This is a genomic window from Arthrobacter russicus, from assembly GCF_031454135.1.
GTDB lineage: Bacteria > Actinomycetota > Actinomycetes > Actinomycetales > Micrococcaceae > Renibacterium > Renibacterium russicum.
Map to the genome: position 1 here is coordinate 2,539,852 of NZ_JAVDQF010000001.1, position 25,356 is coordinate 2,565,207.

Annotated in this window: 23 protein-coding genes and 1 tRNA gene; 7 read left to right on the top strand and 17 right to left on the bottom strand. The window is 61.9% G+C overall.

Features of this window, described 5'->3' with window-relative positions; translation table 11 throughout:
- The first annotated feature begins 83 nt into the window (after nt 1–83).
- The gene (locus JOE69_RS11845; protein WP_309798960.1) at nt 84–854 is read left to right on the top strand and encodes a VOC family protein; all 771 of its coding nucleotides are present in this window, start codon (nt 84–86) and stop codon (nt 852–854) included.
- A gap of 347 nt (nt 855–1,201) precedes the next feature.
- Nucleotides 1,202–2,266: a peptidoglycan recognition protein family protein gene (locus JOE69_RS11850; protein WP_309798962.1), complete on the top strand. Its 1,065-nt coding sequence runs from the start codon at nt 1,202–1,204 to the stop codon at nt 2,264–2,266.
- A gap of 47 nt (nt 2,267–2,313) precedes the next feature.
- Here JOE69_RS11850 and JOE69_RS11855 read toward each other — a convergent pair whose 3' ends face one another.
- The 3 genes from JOE69_RS11855 to JOE69_RS11865 all read right to left on the bottom strand — a co-directional run bounded on the left by JOE69_RS11855 (nt 2,314) and on the right by JOE69_RS11865 (nt 5,349).
- Entirely contained in the window at nt 2,314–4,665 is a 2,352-nt protein-coding gene (locus JOE69_RS11855; RefSeq protein WP_309801274.1) for a CocE/NonD family hydrolase, read from the bottom strand.
- Between the two features lie 162 nt (nt 4,666–4,827).
- A complete protein-coding gene (locus tag JOE69_RS11860; protein WP_309798964.1) occupies nt 4,828–5,094 on the bottom strand; it encodes a hypothetical protein in 267 nt (88 codons plus the stop codon).
- 178 nt (nt 5,095–5,272) lie between these two features.
- Nucleotides 5,273–5,349, bottom strand: a tRNA-Pro gene (locus JOE69_RS11865).
- 222 nt (nt 5,350–5,571) lie between these two features.
- Here JOE69_RS11865 and JOE69_RS11870 point away from each other — a divergent pair.
- Nucleotides 5,572–7,092 (top strand): M28 family peptidase, encoded by a 1,521-nt coding sequence (locus JOE69_RS11870; RefSeq protein WP_309798966.1) that lies wholly within the window; start codon nt 5,572–5,574, stop codon nt 7,090–7,092.
- Nucleotides 7,093–7,158: 66 nt separating this feature from the next.
- On the opposite strand, the gene JOE69_RS11875 is transcribed toward JOE69_RS11870, so the two are convergent.
- The 13 genes from JOE69_RS11875 to JOE69_RS11935 all read right to left on the bottom strand — a co-directional run bounded on the left by JOE69_RS11875 (nt 7,159) and on the right by JOE69_RS11935 (nt 21,450).
- Nucleotides 7,159–8,976 carry an ABC transporter ATP-binding protein gene (locus tag JOE69_RS11875; protein WP_309798968.1) on the bottom strand — a complete coding sequence of 606 codons (1,818 nt, stop codon included), beginning with the start codon at nt 8,974–8,976 and terminating at the stop codon, nt 7,159–7,161.
- Complete coding sequence (locus tag JOE69_RS11880) at nt 8,973–10,793, bottom strand: ABC transporter ATP-binding protein (RefSeq protein ID WP_309798970.1); 1,821 nt, start codon at nt 10,791–10,793, stop codon at nt 8,973–8,975. Before JOE69_RS11880 ends, JOE69_RS11875 begins: the two co-directional genes overlap by 4 nt.
- Before the next feature lie 284 nt (nt 10,794–11,077).
- Nucleotides 11,078–12,265 carry a hypothetical protein gene (locus JOE69_RS11885; RefSeq protein WP_309798973.1) on the bottom strand — a complete coding sequence of 396 codons (1,188 nt, stop codon included), beginning with the start codon at nt 12,263–12,265 and terminating at the stop codon, nt 11,078–11,080.
- Nucleotides 12,262–12,390 carry a hypothetical protein gene (locus JOE69_RS11890; RefSeq protein WP_309798974.1) on the bottom strand — a complete coding sequence of 43 codons (129 nt, stop codon included), beginning with the start codon at nt 12,388–12,390 and terminating at the stop codon, nt 12,262–12,264. Before JOE69_RS11890 ends, JOE69_RS11885 begins: the two co-directional genes overlap by 4 nt.
- The gene (locus tag JOE69_RS11895) at nt 12,390–12,539 is read right to left on the bottom strand and encodes a hypothetical protein (protein WP_309798976.1); all 150 of its coding nucleotides are present in this window, start codon (nt 12,537–12,539) and stop codon (nt 12,390–12,392) included. The genes JOE69_RS11890 and JOE69_RS11895 overlap by 1 nt, the downstream gene beginning before the upstream one ends.
- 106 nt (nt 12,540–12,645) lie before the next feature.
- Nucleotides 12,646–13,260: a hypothetical protein gene (locus tag JOE69_RS11900; RefSeq protein WP_309798978.1), complete on the bottom strand. Its 615-nt coding sequence runs from the start codon at nt 13,258–13,260 to the stop codon at nt 12,646–12,648.
- Nucleotides 13,247–13,603, bottom strand: coding sequence for a hypothetical protein (locus tag JOE69_RS11905; protein ID WP_309798980.1), 357 nt, complete (start codon nt 13,601–13,603; stop codon nt 13,247–13,249). The genes JOE69_RS11900 and JOE69_RS11905 overlap by 14 nt, the downstream gene beginning before the upstream one ends.
- A 65-nt stretch (nt 13,604–13,668) precedes the next feature.
- Nucleotides 13,669–15,579, bottom strand: coding sequence for a glycoside hydrolase domain-containing protein (locus JOE69_RS11910; protein ID WP_309798982.1), 1,911 nt, complete (start codon nt 15,577–15,579; stop codon nt 13,669–13,671).
- A gap of 337 nt (nt 15,580–15,916) precedes the next feature.
- Nucleotides 15,917–16,270 carry a hypothetical protein gene (locus JOE69_RS11915; protein ID WP_309798984.1) on the bottom strand — a complete coding sequence of 118 codons (354 nt, stop codon included), beginning with the start codon at nt 16,268–16,270 and terminating at the stop codon, nt 15,917–15,919.
- 556 nt (nt 16,271–16,826) lie between these two features.
- Complete coding sequence (locus tag JOE69_RS17865; RefSeq protein ID WP_374709750.1) at nt 16,827–17,249, bottom strand: transposase; 423 nt, start codon at nt 17,247–17,249, stop codon at nt 16,827–16,829.
- A gap of 108 nt (nt 17,250–17,357) precedes the next feature.
- On the bottom strand, nt 17,358–18,014 hold the full coding sequence (locus JOE69_RS11925) for an IS110 family transposase (protein ID WP_309798989.1): 657 nt from the start codon (nt 18,012–18,014) through the stop codon (nt 17,358–17,360).
- Nucleotides 18,015–18,232: 218 nt separating this feature from the next.
- On the bottom strand, nt 18,233–19,165 hold the full coding sequence (locus JOE69_RS11930; RefSeq protein ID WP_309798990.1) for a metallophosphoesterase: 933 nt from the start codon (nt 19,163–19,165) through the stop codon (nt 18,233–18,235).
- Entirely contained in the window at nt 19,165–21,450 is a 2,286-nt protein-coding gene (locus tag JOE69_RS11935) for a transglycosylase domain-containing protein (RefSeq protein ID WP_309798992.1), read from the bottom strand. Before JOE69_RS11935 ends, JOE69_RS11930 begins: the two co-directional genes overlap by 1 nt.
- A gap of 36 nt (nt 21,451–21,486) precedes the next feature.
- Between JOE69_RS11935 and sp36 the strand changes: the two genes are divergently transcribed.
- Genes sp36 through JOE69_RS11950 form a run of 3 tightly spaced genes read left to right on the top strand, consistent with a single transcriptional unit; the run spans nt 21,487 to nt 23,079 of the window.
- Nucleotides 21,487–21,642, top strand: a complete 156-nt coding sequence (gene sp36 / locus JOE69_RS11940; RefSeq protein ID WP_296362359.1) for a Sp36 family protein — start codon at nt 21,487–21,489, stop codon at nt 21,640–21,642.
- Between the two features lie 2 nt (nt 21,643–21,644).
- The gene (locus JOE69_RS11945; protein WP_309798994.1) at nt 21,645–22,154 is read left to right on the top strand and encodes a RidA family protein; all 510 of its coding nucleotides are present in this window, start codon (nt 21,645–21,647) and stop codon (nt 22,152–22,154) included.
- Nucleotides 22,138–23,079 carry an NUDIX hydrolase gene (locus tag JOE69_RS11950; RefSeq protein WP_374709700.1) on the top strand — a complete coding sequence of 314 codons (942 nt, stop codon included), beginning with the start codon at nt 22,138–22,140 and terminating at the stop codon, nt 23,077–23,079. The genes JOE69_RS11945 and JOE69_RS11950 overlap by 17 nt, the downstream gene beginning before the upstream one ends.
- Before the next feature lie 140 nt (nt 23,080–23,219).
- On the opposite strand, the gene JOE69_RS11955 is transcribed toward JOE69_RS11950, so the two are convergent.
- The gene (locus JOE69_RS11955; protein WP_296362357.1) at nt 23,220–23,897 is read right to left on the bottom strand and encodes a Crp/Fnr family transcriptional regulator; all 678 of its coding nucleotides are present in this window, start codon (nt 23,895–23,897) and stop codon (nt 23,220–23,222) included.
- A gap of 272 nt (nt 23,898–24,169) precedes the next feature.
- Here JOE69_RS11955 and JOE69_RS11960 point away from each other — a divergent pair, with 272 nt between their 5' ends.
- Complete coding sequence (locus tag JOE69_RS11960; protein WP_309798997.1) at nt 24,170–25,351, top strand: MarP family serine protease; 1,182 nt, start codon at nt 24,170–24,172, stop codon at nt 25,349–25,351.
- The last annotated feature ends 5 nt before the right edge of the window (nt 25,352–25,356 follow it).

The following is a 25,356-nucleotide window of genomic DNA, read 5'->3' on the forward strand; positions in this document are numbered from 1 at the left end:
TGATTAATTGATCGGATCTTTCACCCGAGTGAGGGGGGCTGGTGGAAAAGTTTGCCGATCAGGGCCCATGTTGGGTAGACGTGATGAGTTCCGACCGCCCAGCAGCAGAACGGTTTTACGGGGAGTTGTTCGGCTGGCAATGCACGCCGGTCGATTTCGAGGGGTTCGGCGACTATTCGATCTTCCGGAAAGACGGTGCACCGGTTGCCGGGCTCGGCACGAACACCCCGGGGTTCGTCGATTCCTGGACCACTTATCTGTCCGTGGCCGACGTCGAACAGGCGCAGGCCGACGTGGCGAAACATGGCGGCACCGTGCTCATGCCGACCATGGACAATGCGGAGTTCGGCAAGATGGCCATCATGATGGGCCCGGGCAAGGCCGTAGTGGGACTTTGGCAGCGACGGGATTACCCGGGGTTCCGGTGCCCGGATGAGCCAGGGTATCCGATCTGGCACAGTCTGAACACCTATCGGTTCGACGCGGTGTTCGATTTCTATTGCACGATCATGGATTGGACTCCGCTGCTCCCGGAGGAGAAACCGCAAGTCCGTTATGCCACCTTCCAGACCGGAGACAGCATCCGGGTGCTGATCTACGATGCTTCGGCCGCGGAGCCGAAAAAGCCCTCGCGCTGGACCGTGAGCTTCGGCGTAGCCGATCTGGCGGAATCGGTCAGGGTCGTGGAGCGTACCGGCGGCCGGGTTTTGGTGGAGCCCTTCGACACCTTTTTCGGTGGGATAGCCTTGGTCGCCGATCCGGGCGGTGCGGAATTCTATTTGACCCCGACTGGCAATCGTCCCTTGGCCATGCCCAGGGACCCTTGGGATGTGTCCTGGGTTTCCGATCTGTGAGCGGGTGGCCTGGCGCGGACCGCCGGGTGGAATTGTTTTCGTGGTCATTGGTGCCGATCACGTCGATGCCGGGAATCGTGAACTTCTCGTCGAGTAAAATCCGGTATCCGAAAATATGAAAGCCCTGTGAGCGGCCGGATGTTCCTATAATCAATTGATTGGTCTGTCCTGGCGTTTTACGGTGAAACGGTATTGCTCGGGCGAAGCTCTCCATTTCACGGAGGGCGATGGGGGAGGCCGAGCAGGTTCCGGACCCGCGGTCGATCCGGCAACGGGTGCCTGCCGTTCTCCTGCCGCGTCGGAGAGATTGTTGAGACAAGCAGTCCTCTAGTGGATCGGATGGCATTATGGAAATCACTCGTCGGCAAGTTCTTACCAGCACTGCGCTGGGCGCCGCTGCGGCACCCTTGGTATTAGCCGCCTCTGCCGGCACCGCCCGGGCTGCAACGCCCGCGGCGTCGCTGCAGCTGCAAGACGAACTCCTGCTCGGCGTGGTCTTCGAGGACCCGACGCTTGCGGCGGTCCGATTGAAGTTCACCGACTCCGCAGGCTCGGTGAGTTGGCGGATCATCGAACGTTCCGCGCACGGCAAGGACGGCGAGCTCGCCACGGCAAGTGATCCGGTGGCCATTTCGGCCGAAATGGGTGCCGTCGAACTTGACCCGGCACACGTCGGCCGGGCCCGCCTCGGTGCAGTCGACGGGAAAACCAGCCGGTTCGCCCCGCAACGCAGGTCTACTGGTTCAGGCACGGTTGACTTCTTGGGCATCCCAGTCGTTTCCCGTTCAATGTGGGGCGCCGATGAGAGCCTGATGCAATGGAACCCGGAATTTTCTCGGACGCAGATCCTCACGGTGCACCATTCGGTGATTGCACCGAAGGCCGGCGACGTGGCCAGTACGGTGCGGGCCATCTACCAATTGCACGCGGTGACCAATGACTGGGGCGATATCGGCTACCACCTGCTGATCGGTCCGGACGGCACGGTCTTCGCCGGCCGTTCGACCGGGAACGACCGGCAGCCGGTGTTCCAATCGGCGGTGCGCCACGGACAAGTCCCGTCCGGCGTCACCGCGGCGCATTCCGGCGGCTTCAATACCGGGAACATCGGGATTTGCGTTCTGGGTGACTTCACCACGAAACAGCCCACTGCGGCTGCGTACGGTTCGTTGCTGAATGTCCTGGCCCGGCTGTGCCACGCGGTGCAATTGAACCCGTTGCGCGGAGTGTGGCCGATTCCGCCGGTGGCTTACCAGAACCCGGTGTCCGGGGTGAAGAAGCCGAATCCGGCGATTTCCCGGCATCGCGATTGGAACACCACCGAATGCCCGGGCAATGCCTTTGCGACGCGCTTCGATCTGCTGCGGCCGGAGGTCAAGCTCCGCATGGCGATGCTGGGCTTGCTGGTCTGAAGCTGCGGACGGGGCGGCCGCACCCGGTGCTGCCGCCCCGCTCCCGGTCAGCCGTTGCGCCGGCGCAGACTGCTGCCGAGTACTGCGAAGCCGCCGCCGAGGACCGCGACTGCGGCCAGGCCCAGCAGGGCCCAGATGCCGGACGGGGTCCCGGTGTCCGGCAGCCGCTGCAGGTTGGAAGCGGCCGGATTCACCACCGTTTCCGCACCGGCTTCAGTGTTTTCGCCGGGTTGCCCGGAATCGACGATGCGCGGATCCGTGACCTTCTCCGGATCCGGTTTGGTCACCGGAGGGGTGACTTCGGTGTTCCCGTCGCCGAAGGCCGCCTTGCCCGCGACTGTGCCGCCGACCAGCGGCAAGCTGAACTGGCTCCGTCCTAGATTGGCCGAAAGCACAGTTCCGGCGGGAGGCAGCACATTGCTTTCGGCGTCCGAAGCGAAGAGCATGATCTCCAGCTGGTTGCCGGCCTTGAACACATAGTCGGTGGAGATGAATGGGATGTCGATTTGGTATTCGGTACCTGGGACTACGGTTTCCGAACTGGTGAGGCTGTTCCGGTTCTGCGGATCAGCCCAGCCTCTGGTCACTACCGTGGCGGTGCCGTCAGGCGCCCGATCCAGGATCTGCAGAGAGATGTTCGCGGCAGGCCTGGAGAAACTCAGGGCCAAATTAGCGTTGGCGAAGCCGCTGAGCCGGACCGCGGATTTCGCCGGTGCCGTCGCGTAGAGCAGACGGTTTTGCGAGTTCGGCGTCGAGGCGAGCGTGCCGGAGGTGATGCTGCCATCGTCGCTCAACGATTCAATGCCGGGCTTCGGGGCATCTGCGAGTACCAGACCGCCGCTGCCATTTCCGCCGGAAAGTGGCCGGAAGGCCGCGGGCGCAGAGCCGACGGCGGGCCAGGACGGCTCGTTCTGCCAGCTGCCGTCTTCACGCTGGATCCGAAGATCCGGTGCGTTTTCCACCCCGTTCTGCACGTTGAAAAGGTATCGGGTGAACCACTTGTTGAGCATATTGGTCCATTCCGAACCGGCCACGGTAGCCGGGTCCACATGGTCTTGCTGGTGCAAGAGCAGCTTGGTGGGGACGCCGCGCTCCTTCAAGGCCAGGAACCATTTGGTGGTCTGATCATTGCGGACGTTCCAGTCTTTGAGCCCGGCGCTGATCAAGGTCGGCGTGGTCACCTTGCCGATATTGGCGAAGAAGTTCCGCTCATTCCAGAAATCGCTGTACTGTCCGGTGGCCCGGTCCTGCTGGTCCAGGAATTCCTGCGAGGTGGCCTGGCAGCTCTGCTCGTTCGGACGGTTGGTGCTGACCAGTTTGACGTAATTGTCCAGATCTTCGCCGTTGTACCCGGTCGGTTCCACCACGGCTCCGCCGACCCGGTAGTAATCGTAGAAATTGCTGAGCGGGGACATCGGCACAATGGCGTCCAGGCCTGCTACTCCGGTGGTTGAGGCCAAAATCGCTTGGGAACCCAGGTACGAAATGCCCCACATGCCGACTTTGCCGCTGGACCAATCAGTAGTCACTGAATTTCCTTGCAGGTCCAGTCCGCTGATCCGGCCGGTGACCCAATCGACGGCGGCTTTGGTTGATTCTGCTTCTTTCGCATTGAGCATCTGGGTGCAACCGGTGGAACCATTAGTGCCGATCGAGTCGATGGAAACGAAGGCGAAGCCGCGGTCGGTATAGAACGGGTAGTTCCGGCGGGCTCCGGTATTGAACCAGCCGGAGCTGGGCACCGTGCCGAAGGTCGGCTTGGGGATCGGTTTGCTCGGATCCCACAGTTCGCGTTTCATGTCGTGTACCAGGGTGTTGTTAGCCCCGGCGTTGTATGGGCTCATCCGGATCACTGTGGGGACTTTGAGCCCGTTCTGGGTGTCTTTGGGCCGGTACACCGTGGCGCGCAACCGTTCATTCTGGCCGTCTCCATCGGTGTCCACCGGGGTGGGGATCCACAATTCTTCGGTGATCAGGTCTTTACCCTGGTAGACCGGCTGGGCCATGCCATCGGCGAACTCGGGCTGTTGCACCGCAGCGGCCGAGGCGGTGCCGGTCGCCGGAGAGCTGGGAGTCGGCGTCGCCTCGGCCGGGTCCGGATTCTGGCTCGGCGTACTGCTCGGTTCTCCCGTCGGAGTAGCGCTTGGCGGGGCCGTGGCTTCGGCTGAGCTGCTCGGCGGGGTGCTACTGGTCGGGGTGCTACTGCTCGACGGCGTGCTGCTCGGAGCGATTTCCGAGGGCGCCGACGGCGAAGCCTGGCTGCTGGACTGCGTGGCATCGGGCTGGGCGGGTGGGGCATCGGTCATTGCGAAAGCGGTCAGCGGCAGGCCGGTGAAGACCAGGGCGGTCAGCGTGGCGGCGGCCGCGAAACGGCGTCGGAAATGGTGGGTGCTTTTCACAGTGGGCAACGTCGCTCATTCTCCGAATCGGGGTTGAAATCCATATCGCCCACAAGATTAGCAAGCTATTCTGTGGTATCGAGGAAAACCTCGGAATACGCCGCGGAGAATCTAAATCTGATTTAGCGATTGGTTGGACCGGATGATTTTTTCGCGGAAAGCTCAGGCGGGGACGTAGTGCACCGAGGCGCCGTGGCTGCAGCGCTGGCAACGGTGGCGACGGCCGCGGATGACCGCTTCGCTGATGCCCAGGCTGTAGACACCGCCAACGATCCGCACTGCGAGCATCGTCCAACGGACCCAAGGGACCCAGTTGCAGGTTTTGCAGTTGACGCACTGGGTGACCCGGCGCATCTGCGGTGCCGGAAGCACCGGCGGCGGAACCTGTTGCGGGGTCGCGGCAGGCGGAAGGTTCGGATTTTCGCTCATGGGGCCATCGCTTGGTCGAGGTGCTTGTTCCGGTCAGTTTTACAGTGGGGGGTGCGGATGCAGCCCAACTTCCAAGCGGCAGAGTTGAGCCACAGTGTTTCTGCCCCGTTTTCGGGCGGCAAAGCTGGGCCGTAAACGGGAAAAAGGTGGAGGGACGCTTTGCGTCCCTCCACCTTGCTGGTCGGGGTGACAGGATTTGAACCTGCGGCCTCGTCGTCCCGAACGACGCGCGCTACCAAGCTGCGCCACACCCCGATGCTTCCCGGCTGGTAACCCGCAAAGCAACCTCTCAAGGATAGCCGACGATGGCCGTCCAGCCCAAACCGGTCCACTGCATCTGGGGGAACCCGGGGATCGGGTCAGGGAAAACCACAGATGGGGGTTGCCCTGAGCGAGCCGGCCTGGCAGGGTGGCAGCACTCGTCACCTTTTTCAAACAAGCTATTCAGGCTCCTGAAAGGCAGTGAAAAGTATGCGTGTGCACAGACGACGAAGCAAAGGCATGGTTGCCGCAGTGGTTGCGACATCGGTGGTATTGGTGTCATTGGGTGCGGTGACGCCGGCAACAGCGGCATCGCAAAAAACCCTCCCGGAGCAGTTGACCGCCAAAGTGACCACCGACGGGGTCTACCGGCATTTGCGGGCCTTCCAAAGGATTGCCGACACCAATGGCGGCAATCGGGCCGCCGGGACGTCCGGTTACCAGAAGAGCGTCGACTATGTGGTCAATGCACTGACCCGAGCCGGGTTCAATGTCTCCACCCCGGAATTCAGCTATTCGAGCACGACCGTCAAAACGGCCCAGGCTACGTTCGACGGAACGGTTTACCCGGTGGGTGTTCTGACCGGATCCGGGAACTCCGCACCGGGTGGCACTCAGGCGAAACTCAGTATTGCCGCCGCCAACGGCTGTGCGGCCCAGGACTACCCGGCATCGGTGCAGAACTCGATCGTGCTGATCCAGCGGGGTGCATGCAATTTCTCGCAGAAACGGGACCTGGCCACAGCGGCCGGGGCCGTGGGCGCGGTGATCTACAACAATGTGCCGGGTTCGTTCAGCGGTACCTTGGGCAGCGCGCAAGTTTCCGGAATCCCGGTGGCAGCGATTTCGCAGGCCGAAGGGGAGGCTGCGTCGGCCAAGCCGGGGAGCCAGGTTTCCTTGGATATCCAGATTGAGGAAAAGCAGGTCGTCACGCAGAACGTGATCGCGGAGACCCGCACCGGGCGGGTGGACAACGTGGTGATGGCGGGGGCGCACTTGGACGGTGTGCCGGCCGGGCCCGGGATGAACGACAATGGCAGCGGCTCCGCAGCGCTGCTGGAAACGGCCTTGCAATTGGGCGGCAGCCCGAAGACCGAAAATGCGGTGCGCTTCGCCTGGTGGGGCGCCGAGGAACTCGGCTTGCTGGGGTCCTTCGATTACGTCGGGAACCTGACTTTCGAACAACAGTTGGACATCGCGCTGTACATGAACTTCGACATGATCGGGTCGCCCAACGCCGGATATTTCGTCAACGGCGACAACCCGGACCCGAATGCCCAGGAACCGCTGGGCTCGAAGAGCATCGCGAAAGTCTTCGCCGATTACATGCAGAGCGCCAAGGGCGTGGTGCCGGAAAAGGGCCCACTGGGCGGTGGCACGGACCACGTGCCGTTTGCCCGGGCGGGCATTGCCTCGGCCGGGCTGTTCACCGGGGTGAACAACCTGATGAGCGAGGAGCAGGCGAAGAAGTGGGGTGGCCAGGCGAATCAGCCCTATGACCCCAACTACCATCAGCGCGGTGACAATCTGAACAACATCAACCGCACGGCGATCGGAGTGAATTCTTCGACGATGGCCTGGGGCGTCGGCACGTTCGCGATGGATACTGCCGAAGTCAACGGGATTCCGCCGCGGGAACAGCGTGCCAATGCGCAGCGTTCGCTGATGCGGTCGCCTGGCGGGGCCGAGGCCTTTCCGGTGAACGATCCCAGCCGGGGCAGGACACCGGTTTCCTGATCAGCCCAAGCGCTGAAGCATGCGGCCCGAGCCGCTGCGGCGTTCATCCGCCGCAGCGGCTCCGGGTCAGACCAGCGAGTCCTGCCAGGCGCCGTGCAGAGTGGCGAAGCGGCCGCCACCGGCAATCAGATCGGCCGGAGATCCGTCCTCGACGATCTCGCCGTCGTGCACCACCAGCACCCGGTCGGCGATCTCCACGGTGGAGAGCCGGTGCGCGATGATGATCGCGGTCCGCGAGGATCCGGTGACCGATCCGAGCAGCTTCTTCAGGCCCTGCTGCACGATCCGTTCCGAGGGGATGTCCAGCGAGGCGGTGGCTTCGTCGAGGATCAGCACGGCCGGCGCGGCGAGGAACGCCCGGGCAAAGGAGAGCAGTTGCCGTTGCCCGGCGGAGACCCGGCCGCCGCGTTTGTTCACATCCGTGTCATAGCCCTCCGGCAACGCCATGATGAAATCGTGCGCGCCGACGGCCTTCGCTGCGGCTTCGATCTCTTCGCGGCTCGCCGAGGGTTTACCCAAGGCGATGTTCTCCGCGACCGATCCGCTGAACAGGAAGGCTTCCTGGGTCACCATCACGATCGCCCGGCGTAGATCTTCCGAGCTGAGCCGGTCCAGCGGCACGCCGTCCAGCCTCAACGAGCCTTTGGAAACGTCATAGAACCGGGCCACGAGTTTGGCCAAGGTGGATTTTCCGGCCCCGGTCTGCCCGACGACGGCGACGGTTTGGCCGGCCGGAATGGTCAAGTCCAAGTGCGGCATGACCAGCGGTCCGTCGCCGTACCGGAATTCGACGCCGTCGAACACCAATTCGCCGCGCGGCTCAGACAAGGCGATCGGGTGTTTCGGCGGGCGTACCGTGGGTACTTCTTCGAGCAACCCGGAGACCTTTTCCAATGCGGCCTGCGCGGATTGGAACGAGGTGTAGAACATCGCCATCTGGTCCACCGGGGAGAAGAACCGCTTGGTGGCCAGGATCAAGGCGAGCAGAGCACCCACTTCTAGGCCGCCGGAAAGCACCCGGAAGCCACCCAGCAGGAGCACCACGGCCACGGCGACATTGCCGATCAGGATCAGCCCGGGCTGGAAGATGCCGTTCAGGTTGATCGAGGTCACGGTGACCTTGCGGTAGTCCTCGGAGAGCTCGGTGTACTTGGCATTGTTCGCGCGTTCGCGGCGGAAGGCTTTGACCGCGCGGATGCCGGTCATGGTCTCCACGAAGTTCACGATCAGCTTCGCGGAGACCACCCGGGACGCCCGGAAAGCCACTTGCGAGCGCTTCTGATACCAGCGGGAGAGGAAGAACATCGGAATCGCGGCAAGCAGAATCACGATCCCGGTCGGCCAATCCAGGGTGAAAATGCTGATCGCGGTGAACACCATGAAGATCACCCCGGAGGCCAATGAGGCGACGCCGGAGTCCAGCAATTCGCGCAAGGCTTCCAAATCGGAAGTCTGCCGGGAGATGATCCGCCCGGAGGTGTACTTTTCATGGAATTCCAGGCTCAACCGCTGGGTGTGCTGGAAGACCCGGCGGCGCAGGTCCAGCAGCATCGCCTGGCTCAACTGCGCCGTCGTGGTGACGTATCCGGCGGTCATCCAGGCGGTCAGGGCCGCGGCCAACACGTAGCCGCCGCCGGTGATCAGGATCTGTGCCGGATTTCCCTGCTGCAGGGCCGGCAGCGCGTGGTCGATGCCGAAGGCGATCAGCAACGGCCCGAGCACCCGGGTGGCTTGGGAGAACACCACGAGGATGACGGTCAGGATGAATTTGCCGCGCACCGGTCGGATCAGCGAACCCAACAGGCGCAGCGAGCGGGCGCGCACTGCCTTGGAGTCGGCGCGGTTGAGGCTGACCCGGTCTTCGTCTGCGGTTCCGATGCTCATCGGCCGGCTCCTTCCAGGTCGCCTTCGAGGTCTTCGAGGTCGCTGTCCAGGTCCTTCGGTTCCTCGCTCAGGCTGGCCAGTACGTAGCGATAATGCGGATTGCCGGCCAGCAGCTCGGCATGCGTGCCGACGGCGGTGACCCGGCCGTCTTCCATCAGGGCGACGCGATCGGCCAGGGCCACGGTGGAGGGGCGGTGCGCCACGATCAGCGTGGTGGTTTCGGTGAGCACCTGGCGCAACCTGGCTTCGACCAATTCCTCGGTGTTGACATCGAGGGCGGACAACGGATCGTCCAGCACCAGCACCGCGGGCTTGGCTGCGATCGCCCGGGCCAGCGCAATCCGCTGCCGCTGGCCGCCGGAGAGGCTCAGCCCTTCTTCGCCGATCAGGGTGTCCACGCCGTCGGGCAGGGCGTAGGCGAATTGGGCTTGGGCGATTTCCAGGGCCTGGTGCAACAGCTCATCGGCAGGGTCGCCGTCGAGCCCCAACAGCACATTGTCGCGGACTGAGGAGGAGAACAGGATGGTGTCTTCGAAAGCGACCGAGACCAGGGTGCGCAGTTCGTCGAGGGTGAAGTCCCGGATGTCGGTGCCGTCGATCCGGATGGCCCCTGCGGTGACTTCGTAGAGCCGGGGGACCAGTTGCAGCAAGGTGCTTTTGCCGCAGCCGGTGACGCCGACCAAAGCCATCGTTTCACCGGCCTGGATGTTCAGGTTCAGCCCGGCCAGGACGTCGCTGGACGAGTCCGCGTAGCGGAACGCGACGCCGTCGAATTCGACGGAGCCGCGCACGGTGCCCAGGGTCTTCGGCTGCTCCGCGTCGACGATCGTGTTCTCGGTGTCCATCACCTCGAAATGCCGGTCGATCGCGGTTTTGGCGCTGAGCGACATGGCGACCAGCGGGCCGATGAACTCCACCGGACCGGCGACCACCGCAGCGGTCGCGAAGAAGGCGACCAGGGCGCCGACGGTGAGTTGCCCGGTGGATACGAGCAGCACGCCGAGGGTGAGCGCGGTGCCCAAGGCGAGCTCCGGCAACAAGGTGACGATCATCGAGAAGCGCGCCAAAGACTTGGCCTTGGAGATCTCGGTGGCCTGCAACTCTTCGGCCTGGCCGCTGAAACTGGCCAGCGCCTCGCGGCTGCGGCCGAAGGCTTTCAGGACCCGGATGCCGTGCACCGACTCTTCGACCGCGGTGGCCAAGTCGCCGGCTTGGTCTTGGCTTTTCCGGCTGACCTCGCGGTAGTAGCGGCTGAACCGGTAGCCGCTGATGATGATCGGGATCGCTGCGGCCACGAAGACCAGGCCCAGCGCCCAGCTGAGCGTGAACATCAGGAAGGTGCCCAAGACCACGGTGATCGAATCCACGACCAGGATGATCGAGCCGAAAGCCATCCAGCGGCGGACCAGATTCAGGTCGCTCATGGCGCGGCTGAGCAGCTGCCCGGAACCCCAGCGGTCGTGGAAGGCGACGGTGAGGTTCTGCAGGTGGTTGAAGAATGTGGTGCGCATTTTCGCTTCCACCATGGTGGAAGGCGCGATCACCAGAAACCGGCGCAACGCGACGAAGAGCGCTTCCAGGGCGCCCAGGACCAGTACGACGCCGGCCGCGATCCAGACGCTGGTGGTCTCGCCGCCTTGATGCAGGGCCGAGTTGATCAGGACTTGATAGACCTGGGGGACGAGCAGTGCCACGACGCTGGCAGCGAGTGCGCTGAGCAGCCCCAGCACGAGGCGCGGCAAGATCGGTTTGAGGAAGGGGAATAGGCGACTGAGGGAGTGCAGGAAGGAGTTCTGTTTCAGTTTCGTATCTGTCATGCCAGCTTCTTTAGACCCGTGCAATTTAGTTGACCAGAGTAAATAGCCTAGTACTTTTTGTGGCTCAGGTCACCATGGTTTGGGACGCGTTGTGGCGGTTTTCCGGCATATTGTCCGGGCCGCTGGGTGCCTGTTGCCCCGGGGGTCTCAGAAGTGGCCGTGGACGATGGGGCAACGCGGCTGGGCTCGTGCAAGCAGAGTCCGCGAAAGTTCTGGATCCGCGGACAATTGGCCGGATTTGCCCCGATTTGGCTCGATCCGCGGACTCTGCTTCGGCGGCTTGTTCATTGGGCGATGGCTTCGACGTAGTCAATGATGTAGAAGTCTTGCCAGGGGATCAGCTGAACGTACCAACGGGCTCGCCTGTCTGCGCTCTGCCAATCGATTCCGGCGGTTGAATCCAGGGTTGCTTCAAATTTCAGATAGTTGCCCGAAGGGTTGACGTTGGTATCGATGATCCGGTCTAGACGGTAGCTGGCGGGCGTCATCCAGACGGCATTCGAGGTTGAGGTGCGGAGTGCTTCGAGGATTTTCGCGTTCAGGTTCGTTTGGCCGTTGAAATATTCCAGCCAAGCGGCACCAGTTTGATTGCTGAAGATGGAACTGGTGTAGGCATTGCCGTACGCCGAAGCGAGCAAACTGGTGCAATGCGCGGGCGCAGCCCGCCATTCCATTGAACCCATCAGTTCCGTGCCCGAACTGAGCCAAGCAGAATAGGTGTTCAAGACGCTCGTCACCATGTTTTCCGGGCCACCAGCCGGAATTCGCAACGCTTGCACACTGCTTGCTGCGACTGCAGGGCATTCGGGCGGCAATACCGAAGCATTGGGGTCTGGGCTTGGGGTGGCCGGCGGTGTTGGTGTTGTCATTGGGGCCGGCGGCGGAGCAGCCACGGGCTTGGCCGGCCCCAGCGCCGCTGATTGGCTGGCGGAGAGCAGACCCGCGCCGAGGCAGAGCACGAGCCCGCAGGCGATGGCGGTGGCCAGGGTGGTGTTTTGCCGCCACCAGTCCTTGGCCTGGGCCAAAGTGTGCAGCCCGGCAGCAACCAGCAGTGCGCTCAACGCTGCCGGAAGGGCAAATGCGGCCAAGACGTAGGCGGATCCGGTGCCGGCGATGGCGCTCGGGTCTTTGCCGGTTTCGGCTTCCCCGGAAAGCCCGAACAGCAGCAACGCCGGTGGGATCGCGGTGAGCAGACCGAGCAACAACGCGGTGAGCGTCCCGCGGTAAAAGGTTGCCGACGTGATCACCTGCCGAGCTCCGATTGACCAGCGGGCGCCCAAGGTCAGCACGATCAAGAGCGAGAAGGAACTGGTCATGGCCCAGAGCGTCTCGGCGCCCCGATTGCCGTTGTCAGGAGGAGCTGCGGCATACCAGCTGACATTGGTCAGCAGAGTCAGGAGCGGAACCGCGATGAGCCAGCCGGCCTGGCGGATGAGCTGCCGGTTTTTGTTCGAGCGTTCGGTTGTTGTCACCTGGACTGCCTTTCTGCCCGCCGGGCCTGGAGGGCCTTGACGATCGAGGGGCTCGAGAGCGCCAGCAAGCTGACAGTCACCCCGGCCGCCCGGTTGACGGACCGTTCCATGCGGGTTCCGCTCATCAGGGCCCCTTGATGTATTGCGGTTGGGCGCTGAAGCTCTGCATCTGATCCAGACTGAACGCGCTGGCCAGAAGTACGACGACGGCGGCCAGGTCCCGGCAGGCAGTCGCTTTGGCCTCAGCGGCACGCAGGAAATCTTCAACGGACATGCCATTCAGCTTGCCGCAGTGGTGAGGGTCAAAACGTCATGCCGTGGTTGGAGATCGTCGAGGTTGCTGCTTTCCGAGCAAGCGGCCGCTGCAGTCCCGGACCGCCTCAGCTGAAAGCGCTGACGATCCCAGCGCCTTCCCCGCCGGGTTGTTCGTCCCAACCGCGGATCTTTGCTGCGGTAGCCTTGAGCCGCGCGTCGCCGGGGCGTACCGCGATGTCGAAGTGTGATTCTTTGGGGGTCGCGGCGTTGCCGCCCCAGGCAACTATGCCGTTGAGTTCTGCGAGGATGTCTTTGATGACGGCCAGCTCATTGGGGTAGAACATGCCGCCTGCGCCGACCGGGTAGAGCAGTGGGCGGATGGCGATCGCCGTTCCGGAGAGATAGTTCGATTCGTAGGGTTGGGCGATGCTTCGGTTGGAGTTGTGGGCGGTCACGTCGCCGGGGCGTAGGCTGTCGACTTCGTAATTGAAGCGCCGGGCTACGTACAGGAGCACGGTGGCTGGGTCGCCGTCTGCCAGGTTCGCCGATTCGCTGCTGCCCTCGATCCGGAAGGTCGGTGCCGTGTTCAGCACTGGCCAACCGTTTGCGGAGGTCGAGCCTTTCCACGTCGTGCTGCCGGTGGCAGGTGCGGCAAGGGCCGCTGCTGGAAAAGCTAAGGCGCCCGAGGCTGCCAGGGCTATGCCGAGGATGCCACGTCGGCTGAGTTCAGGAGTTTTCATTGTTCCGGCTTTCAGCTCGACGGGCTTTTGCCCGTTGGATGAGTGCGACGATGAGGAGAATCAGACAGGTCACGGCGAGGATAGCAAAAATAACCAAGGCCGGATTGATCCAAGGTGGAACCACATCGTAATTCGCATTGCACTTGTTGTGTAATGGAAACCAGAGGCTTGCTTCTTCTGAGTTTTGAGCACGATATTCTCTATCGTATGTTTGGCCAGCCGCGATACAGGTTTCTGTGATGTCGTTGCCTGCTCTGGTCACGCCGATAACGAAGGTAACGCACAGCGCGGCGAGACTGAGGAAGATTCCCCATTTCCAAGTTCGGGGATGGATCTTGGCCAACCGATTCATTTTTGAGCCTCGGCGTGAGTTCGATTCAGGCTGATTTGTTGATCATGCCCCATGCGCTATTCCGTTCCCATACGTGCGATGAGGGTGTCGGTGAAGCCTTGTTTGAATTCTTGGAGCTTGTTGGCTGGCATCGCGATGGGTGGTATGTCCACTCCGGCGAGGAATAGTTGGGCGGCGGCTAGCCTGACATCGTCATTGAGTGATAGGACGAGGAGGTCGTGGGCGAGGGCGTTGCAGGTTTCGGCGTTGGTGAAGCGTTGTTGATAGTAGTTGGTGAAGCGTTTCAGACCGCCGTTGCCGTTGTAGTGTTGCCGTACCGCGGTGGCGATGTCGGTTCCGGCGGCGACTTTGCGGGCCAGGAGGTAGCCGTCTGCGTCTTCGATCAGGTCGGAGAAGCCAAATCTCGACGCGATTCCTGGTTTGGCGAGTTTTTCCATAGCGAAGGTGTAGCCGGAGGAGTAGCTTGCTGAGGCATTGCGCCAATCGGCGTAGAACGTGAGCAGGTCACCACCCCAACCAGTGATGTCACCGGCATTGACCTGCTTTGGATTACCAGGCTGGGGAAAGGCGAGATGCCCATTGGCGGTCGCCATCATATGCTCGGCACCAATGGTGTAACCGGTGAAAGGATCAGTGAACTCTGCCATCACAGAGAAACCGTTGCCATTGGCGAAATTGATGAAGTCTCGGTTGACGGCGCCTAAGACAACTTGCCAGGGCGGGTCGTTGTACTTTTTCTCTCGGAGGTATTCCATGACTAGCTGGTTGGGGTTGCCTTTGCCGTATTGGCGGGCGCAGTCGTAGAGATTTTGCACGTAGTTGATGAAGGCGTCAGCGGCTCCAACAGTGCTGTTGATCGAGGTTTGTCCGGGGTCTCCGCCTTCGGTTCGCCAGATGTTCCGGTCCAGGTCGAAGGTATCGGCCCCGTTGACAACCTTGAACTCTTTGATCTGGTTGAAAGACCAGTTCGGCGGCAGCGGAAAGCCGAGATTGCCGGAGAACCCCCAGGACATGCCGGAGACGAAGGAGTGCCGGGCGTAGGTTTTCTTGGTCACGTTGGAACAGACGTTCCGGGAGCCGTACACCCCGTGCACATACTTTTTGCCGTTGTAGGCCAAGCCGGCTTGCACGCCCTGGAAGTACGGGATGATCGCGGAATCGATGTCATCTTGAGTCGCATCATAGTCGACCGCGAAGTAGATGACGGTGCCCCGGTTGAAGCCGTAGCCAGCAGCTCGTTCGTGTGCCATTAGGGCATGTTGGTAGCCCTGGGCGTAGGTGAAGTCGGAGAGCAGTCGTCCGTTGTCCGGGTAGATCGACAAGACGCTTAAGCCGGCGTCGAAGATGGTTTGGAGTTCACCCCGCTTGATGTCCTTGTCCAAGGTCGATTCCGGAGGGTCGTAGATGTAGCGGCCGATCGCACGGTAGCCGTTATTGACCAGCCATTGTGCCCGAGACGGTGTGATCGAAAAGCGGGTATCGCAACCGGCCGCCGGTCGGTCAGGATCGCCCATGGAAACCAGAAGTTGCGCCCACGTCTGATAGTCGCCCTGCCCGGTCGCCGGCAATTGCGAAAACTGTTGGAAGGCGCTGACGTACTCGGCGAGCTTGGCGTCGAAAGTCGTCCGTTTGGAGGTCCGGACATCGCCGATGTCGCCGCCCAGGGGGACTGGCTCATTGAAGACACAGGCGGATGAAAACAGCTCGACGAAAATCCCGGAATCGCCTTGACGCAAAGTGCGCGAACGCAGCCCGGCTTGGGTTCCCGGGCCGAAGTTCCCGGTCGGTATCGCAACGCCGAGTTCGTACTGCAACGCGATCATCAGTGACTTCTGCACGTCACGGGAGTAGATGCCATCGCATGGACCAATACTGTATTCCTCCTTTTGCCAGTAGCGTCCATTGAGCCACTGCTGGATTTCCCGGACATTCGCAGTTCCGCCAGCGAGCACCACATACGCATCCATATTCAGGACACAACGGAAAACTACGGGGCTGGTGGCTCCCAGCGGCAAGCCCATATTGGCCCGAAGTTTCTGGACTGCATCACTGGTCCACGAATCGAAGTTTCCATACTCGTTCGCACCCCAGTAGCCCTTGCAGAACAAACGGGTCTGCTGCGTGGCTGAGACATTGTGTTTTGTCAGCTAGGCAGCGGACTCGTCTGGCGAATGAGCTTCAGCTAGTGCAGAAACCTGGATGACATCCCGGGATGCCTCTATATGTGTCAAGGGGGGCGCAGCCGAGCGGTCATTTCGAACAGCCATGAGCCCTCTACAGTTGCGCGTGTAGAGGACTCATGGCCTACTTGCGGGTCTGGGATCGGTCTCTGTTGGCCCAGGTCTTTGAATTGTAAAGATTCTTGATGGCAACAGCGGCATCGGATGCGATGCCTAGACTGTTGTCTTTGTGCTCGAAAATCGGAGTATAGCCTTTGCGGAGGGCGAACTCGTTGGCCATCTCGACCGCTCTATTGGGAGTGTCGGGGGTAGTTTCGCCATTATTGATTTTCTCAATGGTTTCCTCGGCGCCTGAGGATTGGATGATGCCCATCAGCTCGAAGTTCATGAATTCATGAGGTGGAACCCAGGATCGTAGCGGATGAGGGCCCATGTCAGTGCGCCCTGCGCGGACCTCTCCATATTCAAAATTCACCACAGCACGATTCTACCGGGTGCATCTTGCGGTGCTTTCGCCAACTTTTTGGTTTCCGTCGTAAAGGTAGACAGTTGCCCATGCAGAGTTGTATCCACTTGCTGGAACACCCGCCCAAAACGTCGACGTGGTCAGGATCCCGTTGCTTCCAGAGTTGATGTACTGCTGTGCGACGTCCCATTCTCCTGAACCATCGACACCAACAGCCCAAATCGTCCGATAGGTGCGATTGGCCGACAGATCCCAAGCGTTCGCGTTGTAAGCTGGCCGCGGGTTGTTACAGGAGATGAAAGCTTGAATCTCAGCCCACCACGGTCCGCGTGGTTGCACCTCGGTATCTACAGGTTGAGGTGTTGGCGCCTGGGCCCCGTTTGCAGGAGATGCGGCCAGTACCCCGCCTAGCACAAGGCCCAGCGCCACGAACGTCGTTGCTACAGATTTCAGAGGGCGTTTGAACATGATTCTTGCGTCCTTATCTCTAGATTCGAACTGACGGAAATCAGCTTATCTATTTCCTAGAGATTTAATCCTGTGAATGCAATGACATTCGTGAATTCAGCTAAAATTGGCATGTCCTGCTCATCAAGGACCTGCGATTCTGGGTTCGTTGAGGGACCGATAAATTTGGCGGGTGATGTAGCGTTTGAGGCTGCGGATGATCTCCTATCTCCTTCTTGTTTCGACCCTCCGCAGTGCGGCGTTGAACGTATTCGCGGGTATCTGGGTGGCTGCGCATTCGGACAATGGCGATGGTATGGATCGCTTTATTGAGTTGACGGTCTCCGCTGCGGTTGAGCCGGTATCTGATAGTTGAACCCGAAGATGCTGAAACTGGGCAGGTTCCTGCCAATGATGCCAGGGCTGTTTCTGAACGAACGCGGCCAGGGTGCGACCATGCGGTCAGGATCGTCGCGGCACCTACCGGTCCGACTCCAGGCAGATCTAGCAGTTGTGGTTGGGTTTGTAGTACCAACGAGTTCATCGCGGTTTTGTTCAATTGCAGTTGGTCATCCAAGCTGAGGATTTGCTTTACCAGCCGGGTCGCTTCTCGCCGGCTGATACGAAGGCCGAGGTCTTCCTCGCGTGCCCGCTAGGCTGCAACCGTGCGAATGATTTTACCGGTCGGCGATTTGCGAGATTCGATGCCTAGGTCGACAACTCGAAGGAGCGCGGTGAGCGAGTTGATGGCTGCGGTTCGCTCTCTGGTCATTGATCGCCTCGCTACGACAAGAACCCGTAACGCGGTGTGATACTGCCCAGCGCGAGGTTCACGCAGCATCTTCACCTCCGTTGCGAGGACGGCTCGGGCTGCCCGGACGGCTCGGGCTGCCCGGACGGCATTGATGCTCTCTGACTTTCCACGTTGACGACCGAGCCTGCGCTGCGGGAGCGGCGCCTCAACCACGCGATATTCGTGTGCTGTTGCCAACTGTCGCAGCTTGGCTCCGCAGGAGCCCGTCCCTTCCATCGAAATCAACACCCTGGAAGAATCATTGGTGCTGCGCCGGGATAGCCAGGCCAAGGCCCGGCGCATCCCGGGGCTGGTTGTTGGGAAAGTCTCGGTGGCAATTTCGGCACCAAGATCCGTTGAGATGATCGCTAGCGTGTGTGTTTTCGAATGGGTGTCAACACCGACGACATAATCGTATTCTTGCGCTACCACGGGCATCTCGGACTTCCAGTGATTTTGTTTGACTTTTTCGGATCCGGTCGGCGGATTCTGCTTGGCAGGTCTGGAATGAGCCACGAACCAGAAGTTGCTGGCATGCTTCTAATCAAGCCATTGCAGGAGACCAGACTGGTACCGGACTTCGGTTGAGCGGGCAGATCCAGAGAAACGTACCCCCACGATCAGGAGCAAGACAACACATGAGCCACGCTCTGCCAAAGTCACAGCACCAGCCTGCCAGCCAATCTCAGATCAGCTACTCAAACAATCCCAGACAACACAACACAGAGCGCGTGCTACCGGCTCACCAGCTCCAACAGCACGGCTTCCGGCCGGCAGGCGAAGCGCACCGGGGCGAACCGTGAGGTGCCGATGCCGCCGGAGACGTTGACCGGCGTCGTGAGCCCTTTGCTTTCCCAATCATTGAGGCCTTTGGCCCGCCAGGTGGGCAGGTCGCAATTGCTCACTAGGGCGCCGTAGCCCGGGATGCAGAGCTGGCCGCCGTGCGTGTGGCCGGCCAAGATCAGGTCCGCGCCGGCTTCCGTGAAGTGGTCCAGCACCCGCTGGTACGGCGCATGGGTCAGGGCCACTTTCACGTGCGGAGCAGTGCCCTGGCTGGTCGAGCCTTTCGGCCAGCCGGCATAACGTTCGCGCTTCAAATGCGGATCGTCCACACCGCTGAAATCGAAGCGGATGCCATTCAGCGACAACGACTGATTGCGGTTGGTCATCTCGATCCAGCCACGCGCACCGAAACCGGCATGCATCCGGGCGGTGTCGAGCTTCTTCGGTTGCTTTTTCGGCGCGCTGTGCTTGTTGCGCAGGTAGATCGCGGGGTTCTTCAGCACCGGAGCGTAGTAGTCGTTCGATCCTGGCACGAAGACCCCGGGGAACTGCATGAGCGGTTCCAAGGCTTCCAACAAGGGGTCGATCGCCTTCGGATTGGTCAGATTGTCCCCGGTATTAACCACCAGATCCGGCGTCAAATCGGCCAGGCTGCGCAACCAGTCCGACTTCCGCTTCTGCCTCACGTCCATGTGGATATCGGACAGGTGCAGCACCCGGAACGGTGCGGAGTTGACCGGCAGCACCGGCACGGTTTCGCGACGCAGATCGAACCAATTCCGCTCGATCAGCGCACCGTAGGCAATGCAGCCCGCGCCGAGCCCGGCCAGCGCGCCGACGCCGGCCAGCCAAGGATTGACTGACCGGCCCGATTCAGCGCGCATCAGGGGTTGGTACCACCGCTGGCTGGCGGACTTGCCGGTGGAGCCGCTGGCGGGGTAGCCGGTGGTGAACTGGGGCTACTGGGGCTCGGCTGCGCCGGAGGTGCAGGCGGCGGATTGCCGTTCACCATCCTTGCCGGCGGCGCAGGGAACGGAGCTGTGTTGAAGTTCCCGGCAACAGCGTTCATGTAGCTACTGAATGCGGTTCCGGCGATATACGCACCATCCAGCCGAGGGTAGGTCCTGCCATTGAAGGTTTTGTTTTGGTTCTGATAAAACACGTCTGTCGTGTTGCCGGTAGGATTGCCAAACCACGAAGCTGTGGCCAAACCGCTGGTCGTACCCACTACCCAGGTGTCTTGGCTAAAGTCGGTGGTTCCGGTTTTTCCACCCATATTTGCGACATTTTGGCTGGGCCGCGGATTGATGGCGGATCCTGAGCCCCCTGGTGCCGTGAACACTTGTTGCATCGCATACAGTGTTCCGGCGGCAACCTCGGGGGTGATAATGGTTGATTTGCAATCCGCGCTGGGCACTGGGAGCTGTTTGCCAGTGCCATCAGTAATGCTTTCGATCGCGATCGGGCTGCAGTAGGTGCCTTTGTTCGCAAAAGTAGCGTACGCATTGGCCATGGTCAGCGGATCGATTGAGTCGATACCGAGGAACTGTGATGCTTGCTCGAAGCTGAGTGGTTGCCGGGTATCGCCGGTTCGGAGCCCAGCAGCCTCAGTGATCTTCTTGATATTGCAGATGTCTAACTGGGCAGCCTCTGCAAAGGTGATTGTGTTGATCGAGCCGACCAAACCTGCCAGGGCGGTCCGAGTATTGTAGTCGCCATTACTGTCGTTAGGCAGCAAAGGCGTATCTGTTCCAGTGCCTGAGTAGTTACTGGAAGTGGTGCCGCAACTATTGGTCCATCTGAAGCTCGAGGGGTAGTCCCGCTTAGCACCATTGACCAACGTGTTCATGGATTTACCGGCCTGAAGCCAAGCGGCAAAGACGAACGGCTTCATGGTCGAGCCGACCTGCATCTTGCCCAAACCGTTCAACGGATTGCCTTGGAGATCCACAGCCGGCACGCTGAAGTTGTACGAGGTCTGCCCGTTGGCAGCAACATCGGACATCTTGAAGTTCTGCGCCATCGCCCGGATCTTGCCGGTGCCCGGCTCCACGCTGACCATTGCCGAGCCGCGGTTCAAACGCTGGATGTCTTCCGGGCTGCTGGTCTTGTTCTGCTGATCCTGGGCGATGGTCTGCGCACCGGCGTCGAGCGTGGTCTTGATGGTCAAGCCGCCCTGGTACAGCAGCCGTGCACGATCGTCAGCCGTGGCACCATAGTCGGGGTTGTTCAAGAAGGTCCGCAGCACGTAATCGCAGAAGAACGGCGCGGTCGAGGACGTGGCGCAGCCCTGGGTCCGCGGCTGGACGTTCAGGGTCAGCGGCGTCGCGACGGCCTCGTCGTGCTGCGCCTGGGTGATCATTTTCAGATCCAGCATTCGGCCCAAGACCAGATTGCGCCGGTCCGTGGCGTTCTGCGGCTGGGCGATCGGATCGAAGTAGGACGGGCTGTTCACCACGCCGGCCAGCACTGCGGCTTGCGGCAGCGAAAGGTCTGCGGCATTCACGCCGAAATAGAGCTGCGCGGCAGACTGGATGCCGTAGGCGTTGTTCGCGAAGTTCACGATGTTCAAGTAGCCCTTGAGGATGTCCTCTTTGGAGTACTGCTTCTCCATCGCGATCGCGAGCTTCATTTCGCGGATTTTGTCCCCGGCGGTCTTCTGCGCACCGAGCTTGGCCTGATCGCCCTTGCCCGCGGCTTCCAGGTTCTGGATGATCGTGTTGTTCACGTACTGCTGGGTGATCGTGGAGGCACCCTGCCGGTCGCCCTTGGCGAAGGTCGCCACGATGGCACGTAGGATGCCGGTGGTGTCCACGCCGCCGTGCTCGTAGAACCGAGAGTCCTCAATCGCCACGATCGCGTTTTTGATGTTCGGCGACATCTGGTCCAGCTCGACCGGAACCCGGTTCTGGTTGTAGAGGCTGGCGAGCACCGTGGTGCCGTCGGAAGCCATGATGTTGGTGACGCCTTGTGGGGTATTCACGTCGAGCTGCGCCGGCAGATTGTCGAAGGCGTTGATCGAGTTGCTCACAGTGCTGCCACTGAGGGCGGTAGCGGGCACCAGAAGGCCCGCCACTAGGACGCCGCAGAGCACACTCACACCCAAGAAGCCGATGAGCTTCCCCAGCGTGGTGGCAGTGTTGATGATCGGATTCTTTCGCACAGCCATTTCCCCAGTCTAACGGGGGCAGGCTAATCTGATGCTATGACCAAGTGGGAGTACGCGACCATACCGCTCATCATCCATGCCACGAAACAGATCCTCGACCAGTGGGGTGACGACGGCTGGGAGCTGGTGCAAGTTGTTGCCGGACCCGATGGAAAAGGCCTCGTGGCCTACCTGAAACGGGAGAAGCAGTAAACGTGAACGATTCGCAGAATGGCGCGCCGTTGCAGGCGAACCCGGCAGTCAGCTCGGCGGTTGAAAGCCGTCTGGCCGAGCTGGGCCACAACCTGCCGCCGGTTCCGGCGCCGGTGGCCGTTTATGTCCCGGCCGTGATCAGCGGCAACCAGGTGTACACCTCGGGCCAACTGCCCACGGTGGCCGGAAAACTCACAGTAACCGGAAAGGTCGGCGCCGAAGTTTCCGCCGAGACCGCCAAGGAGCTTGCCGCGGTCTGCGCGATGAACGCCCTGGCCGCGGTGAAGAGCGTGATCGGCGATTTGGACCGGGTCACCCGGGTGGTCAAGGTCAACGGATTCGTGTCCTCGGACCCGGCGTTCACCGGCCAGCCCGGTGTGATCAACGGCGCATCCGAATTGCTCGGCCATGTTCTGGGCGATGCCGGTGTGCATGCGCGTGCGGCTGTGGGGGTGGCGGTCTTGCCGTTGGACGCCCCCGTGGAGGTTGATCTGATTGTTGAGTTCCAGTAACCCCGCCGTAGCCAAATCGCCGTTGAAGCGGCGCTTTCAGCTCTGGCAGGACGAACTCGAAGCGGCGCAGAGCTGGGTGGAACACGGCGAACGGACGCCGACCAAGGCCCGCTACGCCTCATCGCTGGTGCTGCTGCGGGACAGCTCAAAAGGCCCGGAGACCTACCTGAACTACCGGCGCGGCAATTCCCCGCTCGGCACCGTCGCTTTCCCCGGTGGCAGCGTCGAAGTGGCCGACGACGTCGATTCCGGGATCGGTTGGGCCGGCCCCAGTGCGGCCGTCTGGGCCAAAACCCTGGGCATCGAAGACGCTGCGCTCGCGCGCAAACACCTTGTCGCGGTGATCCGGGAAACCTTCGAAGAGACCGGCATCCTCCTGGCCGGATCGGACGCTTCGTCCTTGATCGACGTCGTGCCCTCGCCGGAGTGGATGCGCAAACGCGAGGCTTTGGCCGCGCAGGAATTCTCCTTCCAGGAGATGCTCGGCAAGCGCGGGCTGGTGCTGCGTACCGATCTGCTCCGGCCGGTGGTGAACTGGATCAGCCCGGACTTCGCGCACCGGCGGTTCAACACCCGTTACTTTGCCGCCGCGACCCCGGTCAACCAGACGCCGACTCCGTTGGAGAGCAAGAGCCCGTGGGCCAGTTGGGTCTGCCCGGCCAAATTGATCGAGGAACGGGAGACCACGAACCTGGGTGACTCGATCGGCCAGCCGAACACCGTGGGCCGGACCTTGGGCGAGTTGGTCAGCTCCGGCTGCGACTTGATCCTGAGCAAGATCGCGCTCTCCCGCGGGTGCATCGCCTATTTGAACCACAAGCGGTCGGGCCTGGCATACCAGCCCCGGCTCGTGGTGGAAGACGGCACGTTCTGGCTGGAAATCGACGTCGCCACGCTGCCTGACGGAGTGTGCCGGGAGCGCTGATCCCCGCCTAACCGTTCCGGTCTAACCGAAGAACGCCGCCGTTTTTGGATCACGCCATAGAAATTTCCGTGGCGTGATCCAAAAACGGCGGCGTTCGTTGACCTAGGGTGGCGCGTCAGCGACTCGAAAGGGCCAGCGCTTTATCGGCTGCGCTGGCGCAAGCGGTTGATGTCCAGAATCACCACGGCGCGGGCTTCGAGCCGCAACCAGCCGCGCTGCACGAACTCGGCGAGGGCTTTGTTCACGGTCTCCCGGGAAGCGCCGACCAGTTGGGCCAACTCTTCCTGGGTCAGTTCGTGGGCCACCAGGACGCCGTCCGTGGCCGGCCGGCCGAAGCGCTCGGACAAATCGATCAATGCCTTGGCCACGCGGCCGGGCACGTCGGAGAAGACCAGGTCGGAAAGGTTGTCATTGGTGCGGCGGAGCCTGCGGGCCAGGGCTTGCAGCAATTGTGCGGAAACTTCGGGGCGGGTCTGCAGCAACGCCCGAAGGCTCTCATTGCGCAGCCCGGCCAGCCGGGTCTCGGAAACCGCGGTAGCGGTCGCGGTCCGCGGGCTGGGGTCGAAAAGCGCCATTTCACCGAACAGTTCGCCCGGGCCCAGGATCGCGAGCAGGGATTCCCGGCCGTCCGGGGCAGTGCGTCCCAGCTTCACTTTGCCGGAGACGATGAAGTACAGCTGGTCACCTTGATCGCCCTCGTGGAAGACCGAGGCGCCGCGGGAGAGGTCCACCTCGGTGAGCTCGTCCGTGAGCAACCGGAAAGCCTCGTCGTCCAACGTCGCGAAGAGCGGTGCCCGGCGAAGTACTTCGATGTCCATGAATTCTCCTGAGTAAAAGTCAGCGCGTACTGGGCCAATTGTTTCAGATAATTCGCAAGAATGTGACGAACTTGGCATTGCGTTCGGTTTCAGCCGGTTCTGGACCCCGTTGAAGCAGGACTGGGGCACGCTGCCGGAGGCGTCGGCCCGGCTTGTTGCGAGTGATTCTAGGCAGCAGCTTTGGATCGATCATGAAGCCCTGAAAAGCCGGTGCAGCCGGCCGGGGAGCGGCTAGACTGGCAGTTCGTCTTTATCCAGGCAGGGGATGGTGCATGTTCGGTCTGAGCTGGCTCGACATACCGTTGATCATCTTGCTCATCTGGCAGTTGTTCTATGGCTGGCGGGTCGGTTTCCTGATCAGCCTCTGCGGCGTGCTCGGCTTCGCCGCCGGGGCGGCCGGCGCGTTTTTCGCGGTGCCGTTGGTCAGTGCTTGGATGGGCGATTCCGGTTGGCGGCTGGCCGCCATCGCGGGCGCTGCCCTGGCCCTGATCGTGGTCGGATACTCGATCGGCGTCGGCATCGGCAGCTGGCTCAGCCGCGGTGTGAAACTCCGCCCGCTCAAAGCCGTGAACCGGGTCTTCGGCGCGCTGGCGTCCTTCGTGATCGCGGCTCTGCTGATTTCTCCGGTCGCGTTCAGCCTGTCCAACCTGGGCGTGCCGTTCGTCTCCCAGGCGCTGAGCCAGTCCGGCGTGATCCGGACCATCGATTCACTCACCCCCACGCCGATCCGGCAGGCCATCGCGCAATGGCGCTCCGCCGCAGTGAACCAAGGCATCCCGCAGCTCTTCAACCAGCTCGGACCGGTCACCCCGGTGCCGACGCCGGACGCCCGCACGGACACGCCGAGCCTGAACAACGCGGCGCAATCGGTGCTCAAGATCACCGGAACCGCCTTCCAATGCGGACAGAACCAGACCGGCACCGGCTTCGTGGCCGCGCCCGGCCGGGTGGTGACCAATGCGCACGTGGTTGCCGGGGTGAGCCAGCCGGTGGTGGAAACCCGCGGCGGCGCTTTGCCGGGCCGGATCGTCTACTTCGACCCGGTGCAGGATCTCGCGGTGATCGCCGTGGACGGGCTCAACATCGCCCCGCTGGCCGTCGGCCAAGACCTGGCGATCGGCGATCAGAGCGCCTTCCAGGGCTACCCCTTCGGCGGGCCGTTCCAGTCCAAGCCGGCAGCCGTGCAGAGCAAGGGCAGCGTTCTGGTGCCGGACATTTACGGTGCCAACCGGCACCCGGAAGAGGTGTACCAGCTGGCCGGCGACGTGCAGCCGGGGAACTCCGGCGGCCCGCTGCTGGATTTGGACGGCCGGGTGGTCGGCGTGGTCTTCGCCAAGGCAGATTCCAATGAGCAGATCGGCTACGCCTTCACGCTCACCGAAGTCGCTCCGGTGCTGCAACAAGCCGCCGGGCTGAACAATCAGGTGTCCTCCGGGCAGTGCGTCAAGAAGTAGCGCAC

Excerpts from the sequence above, each read along its gene's own strand:
- JOE69_RS11845 (WP_309798960.1), top strand. The coding sequence starts at position 84 with ATGAGTTCCGACCGCCCAGCAGCAGAACGGTTTTACGGGGAGTTGTTC.
- JOE69_RS11850 (WP_309798962.1), top strand. The coding sequence starts at position 1,202 with ATGGAAATCACTCGTCGGCAAGTTCTTACCAGCACTGCGCTGGGCGCC.
- JOE69_RS11860 (WP_309798964.1), bottom strand. The coding sequence starts at position 5,094 with ATGAGCGAAAATCCGAACCTTCCGCCTGCCGCGACCCCGCAACAGGTT.
- JOE69_RS11875 (WP_309798968.1), bottom strand. The coding sequence starts at position 8,976 with ATGAGCATCGGAACCGCAGACGAAGACCGGGTCAGCCTCAACCGCGCC.
- JOE69_RS11880 (WP_309798970.1), bottom strand. The coding sequence starts at position 10,793 with ATGACAGATACGAAACTGAAACAGAACTCCTTCCTGCACTCCCTCAGT.
- JOE69_RS11890 (WP_309798974.1), bottom strand. The coding sequence starts at position 12,390 with ATGAGCGGAACCCGCATGGAACGGTCCGTCAACCGGGCGGCCGGGGTG.
- JOE69_RS11895 (WP_309798976.1), bottom strand. The coding sequence starts at position 12,539 with ATGTCCGTTGAAGATTTCCTGCGTGCCGCTGAGGCCAAAGCGACTGCC.
- JOE69_RS11900 (WP_309798978.1), bottom strand. The coding sequence starts at position 13,260 with ATGAAAACTCCTGAACTCAGCCGACGTGGCATCCTCGGCATAGCCCTG.
- JOE69_RS11910 (WP_309798982.1), bottom strand. The coding sequence starts at position 15,579 with ATGGATGCGTATGTGGTGCTCGCTGGCGGAACTGCGAATGTCCGGGAA.
- JOE69_RS17865 (WP_374709750.1), bottom strand. The coding sequence starts at position 17,249 with ATGAACTCGTTGGTACTACAAACCCAACCACAACTGCTAGATCTGCCT.
- JOE69_RS11930 (WP_309798990.1), bottom strand. The coding sequence starts at position 19,165 with ATGCGCGCTGAATCGGGCCGGTCAGTCAATCCTTGGCTGGCCGGCGTC.
- JOE69_RS11935 (WP_309798992.1), bottom strand. The coding sequence starts at position 21,450 with ATGGCTGTGCGAAAGAATCCGATCATCAACACTGCCACCACGCTGGGG.
- sp36 (WP_296362359.1), top strand. The coding sequence starts at position 21,487 with ATGACCAAGTGGGAGTACGCGACCATACCGCTCATCATCCATGCCACG.
- JOE69_RS11955 (WP_296362357.1), bottom strand. The coding sequence starts at position 23,897 with ATGGACATCGAAGTACTTCGCCGGGCACCGCTCTTCGCGACGTTGGAC.
- JOE69_RS11960 (WP_309798997.1), top strand. The coding sequence starts at position 24,170 with ATGTTCGGTCTGAGCTGGCTCGACATACCGTTGATCATCTTGCTCATC.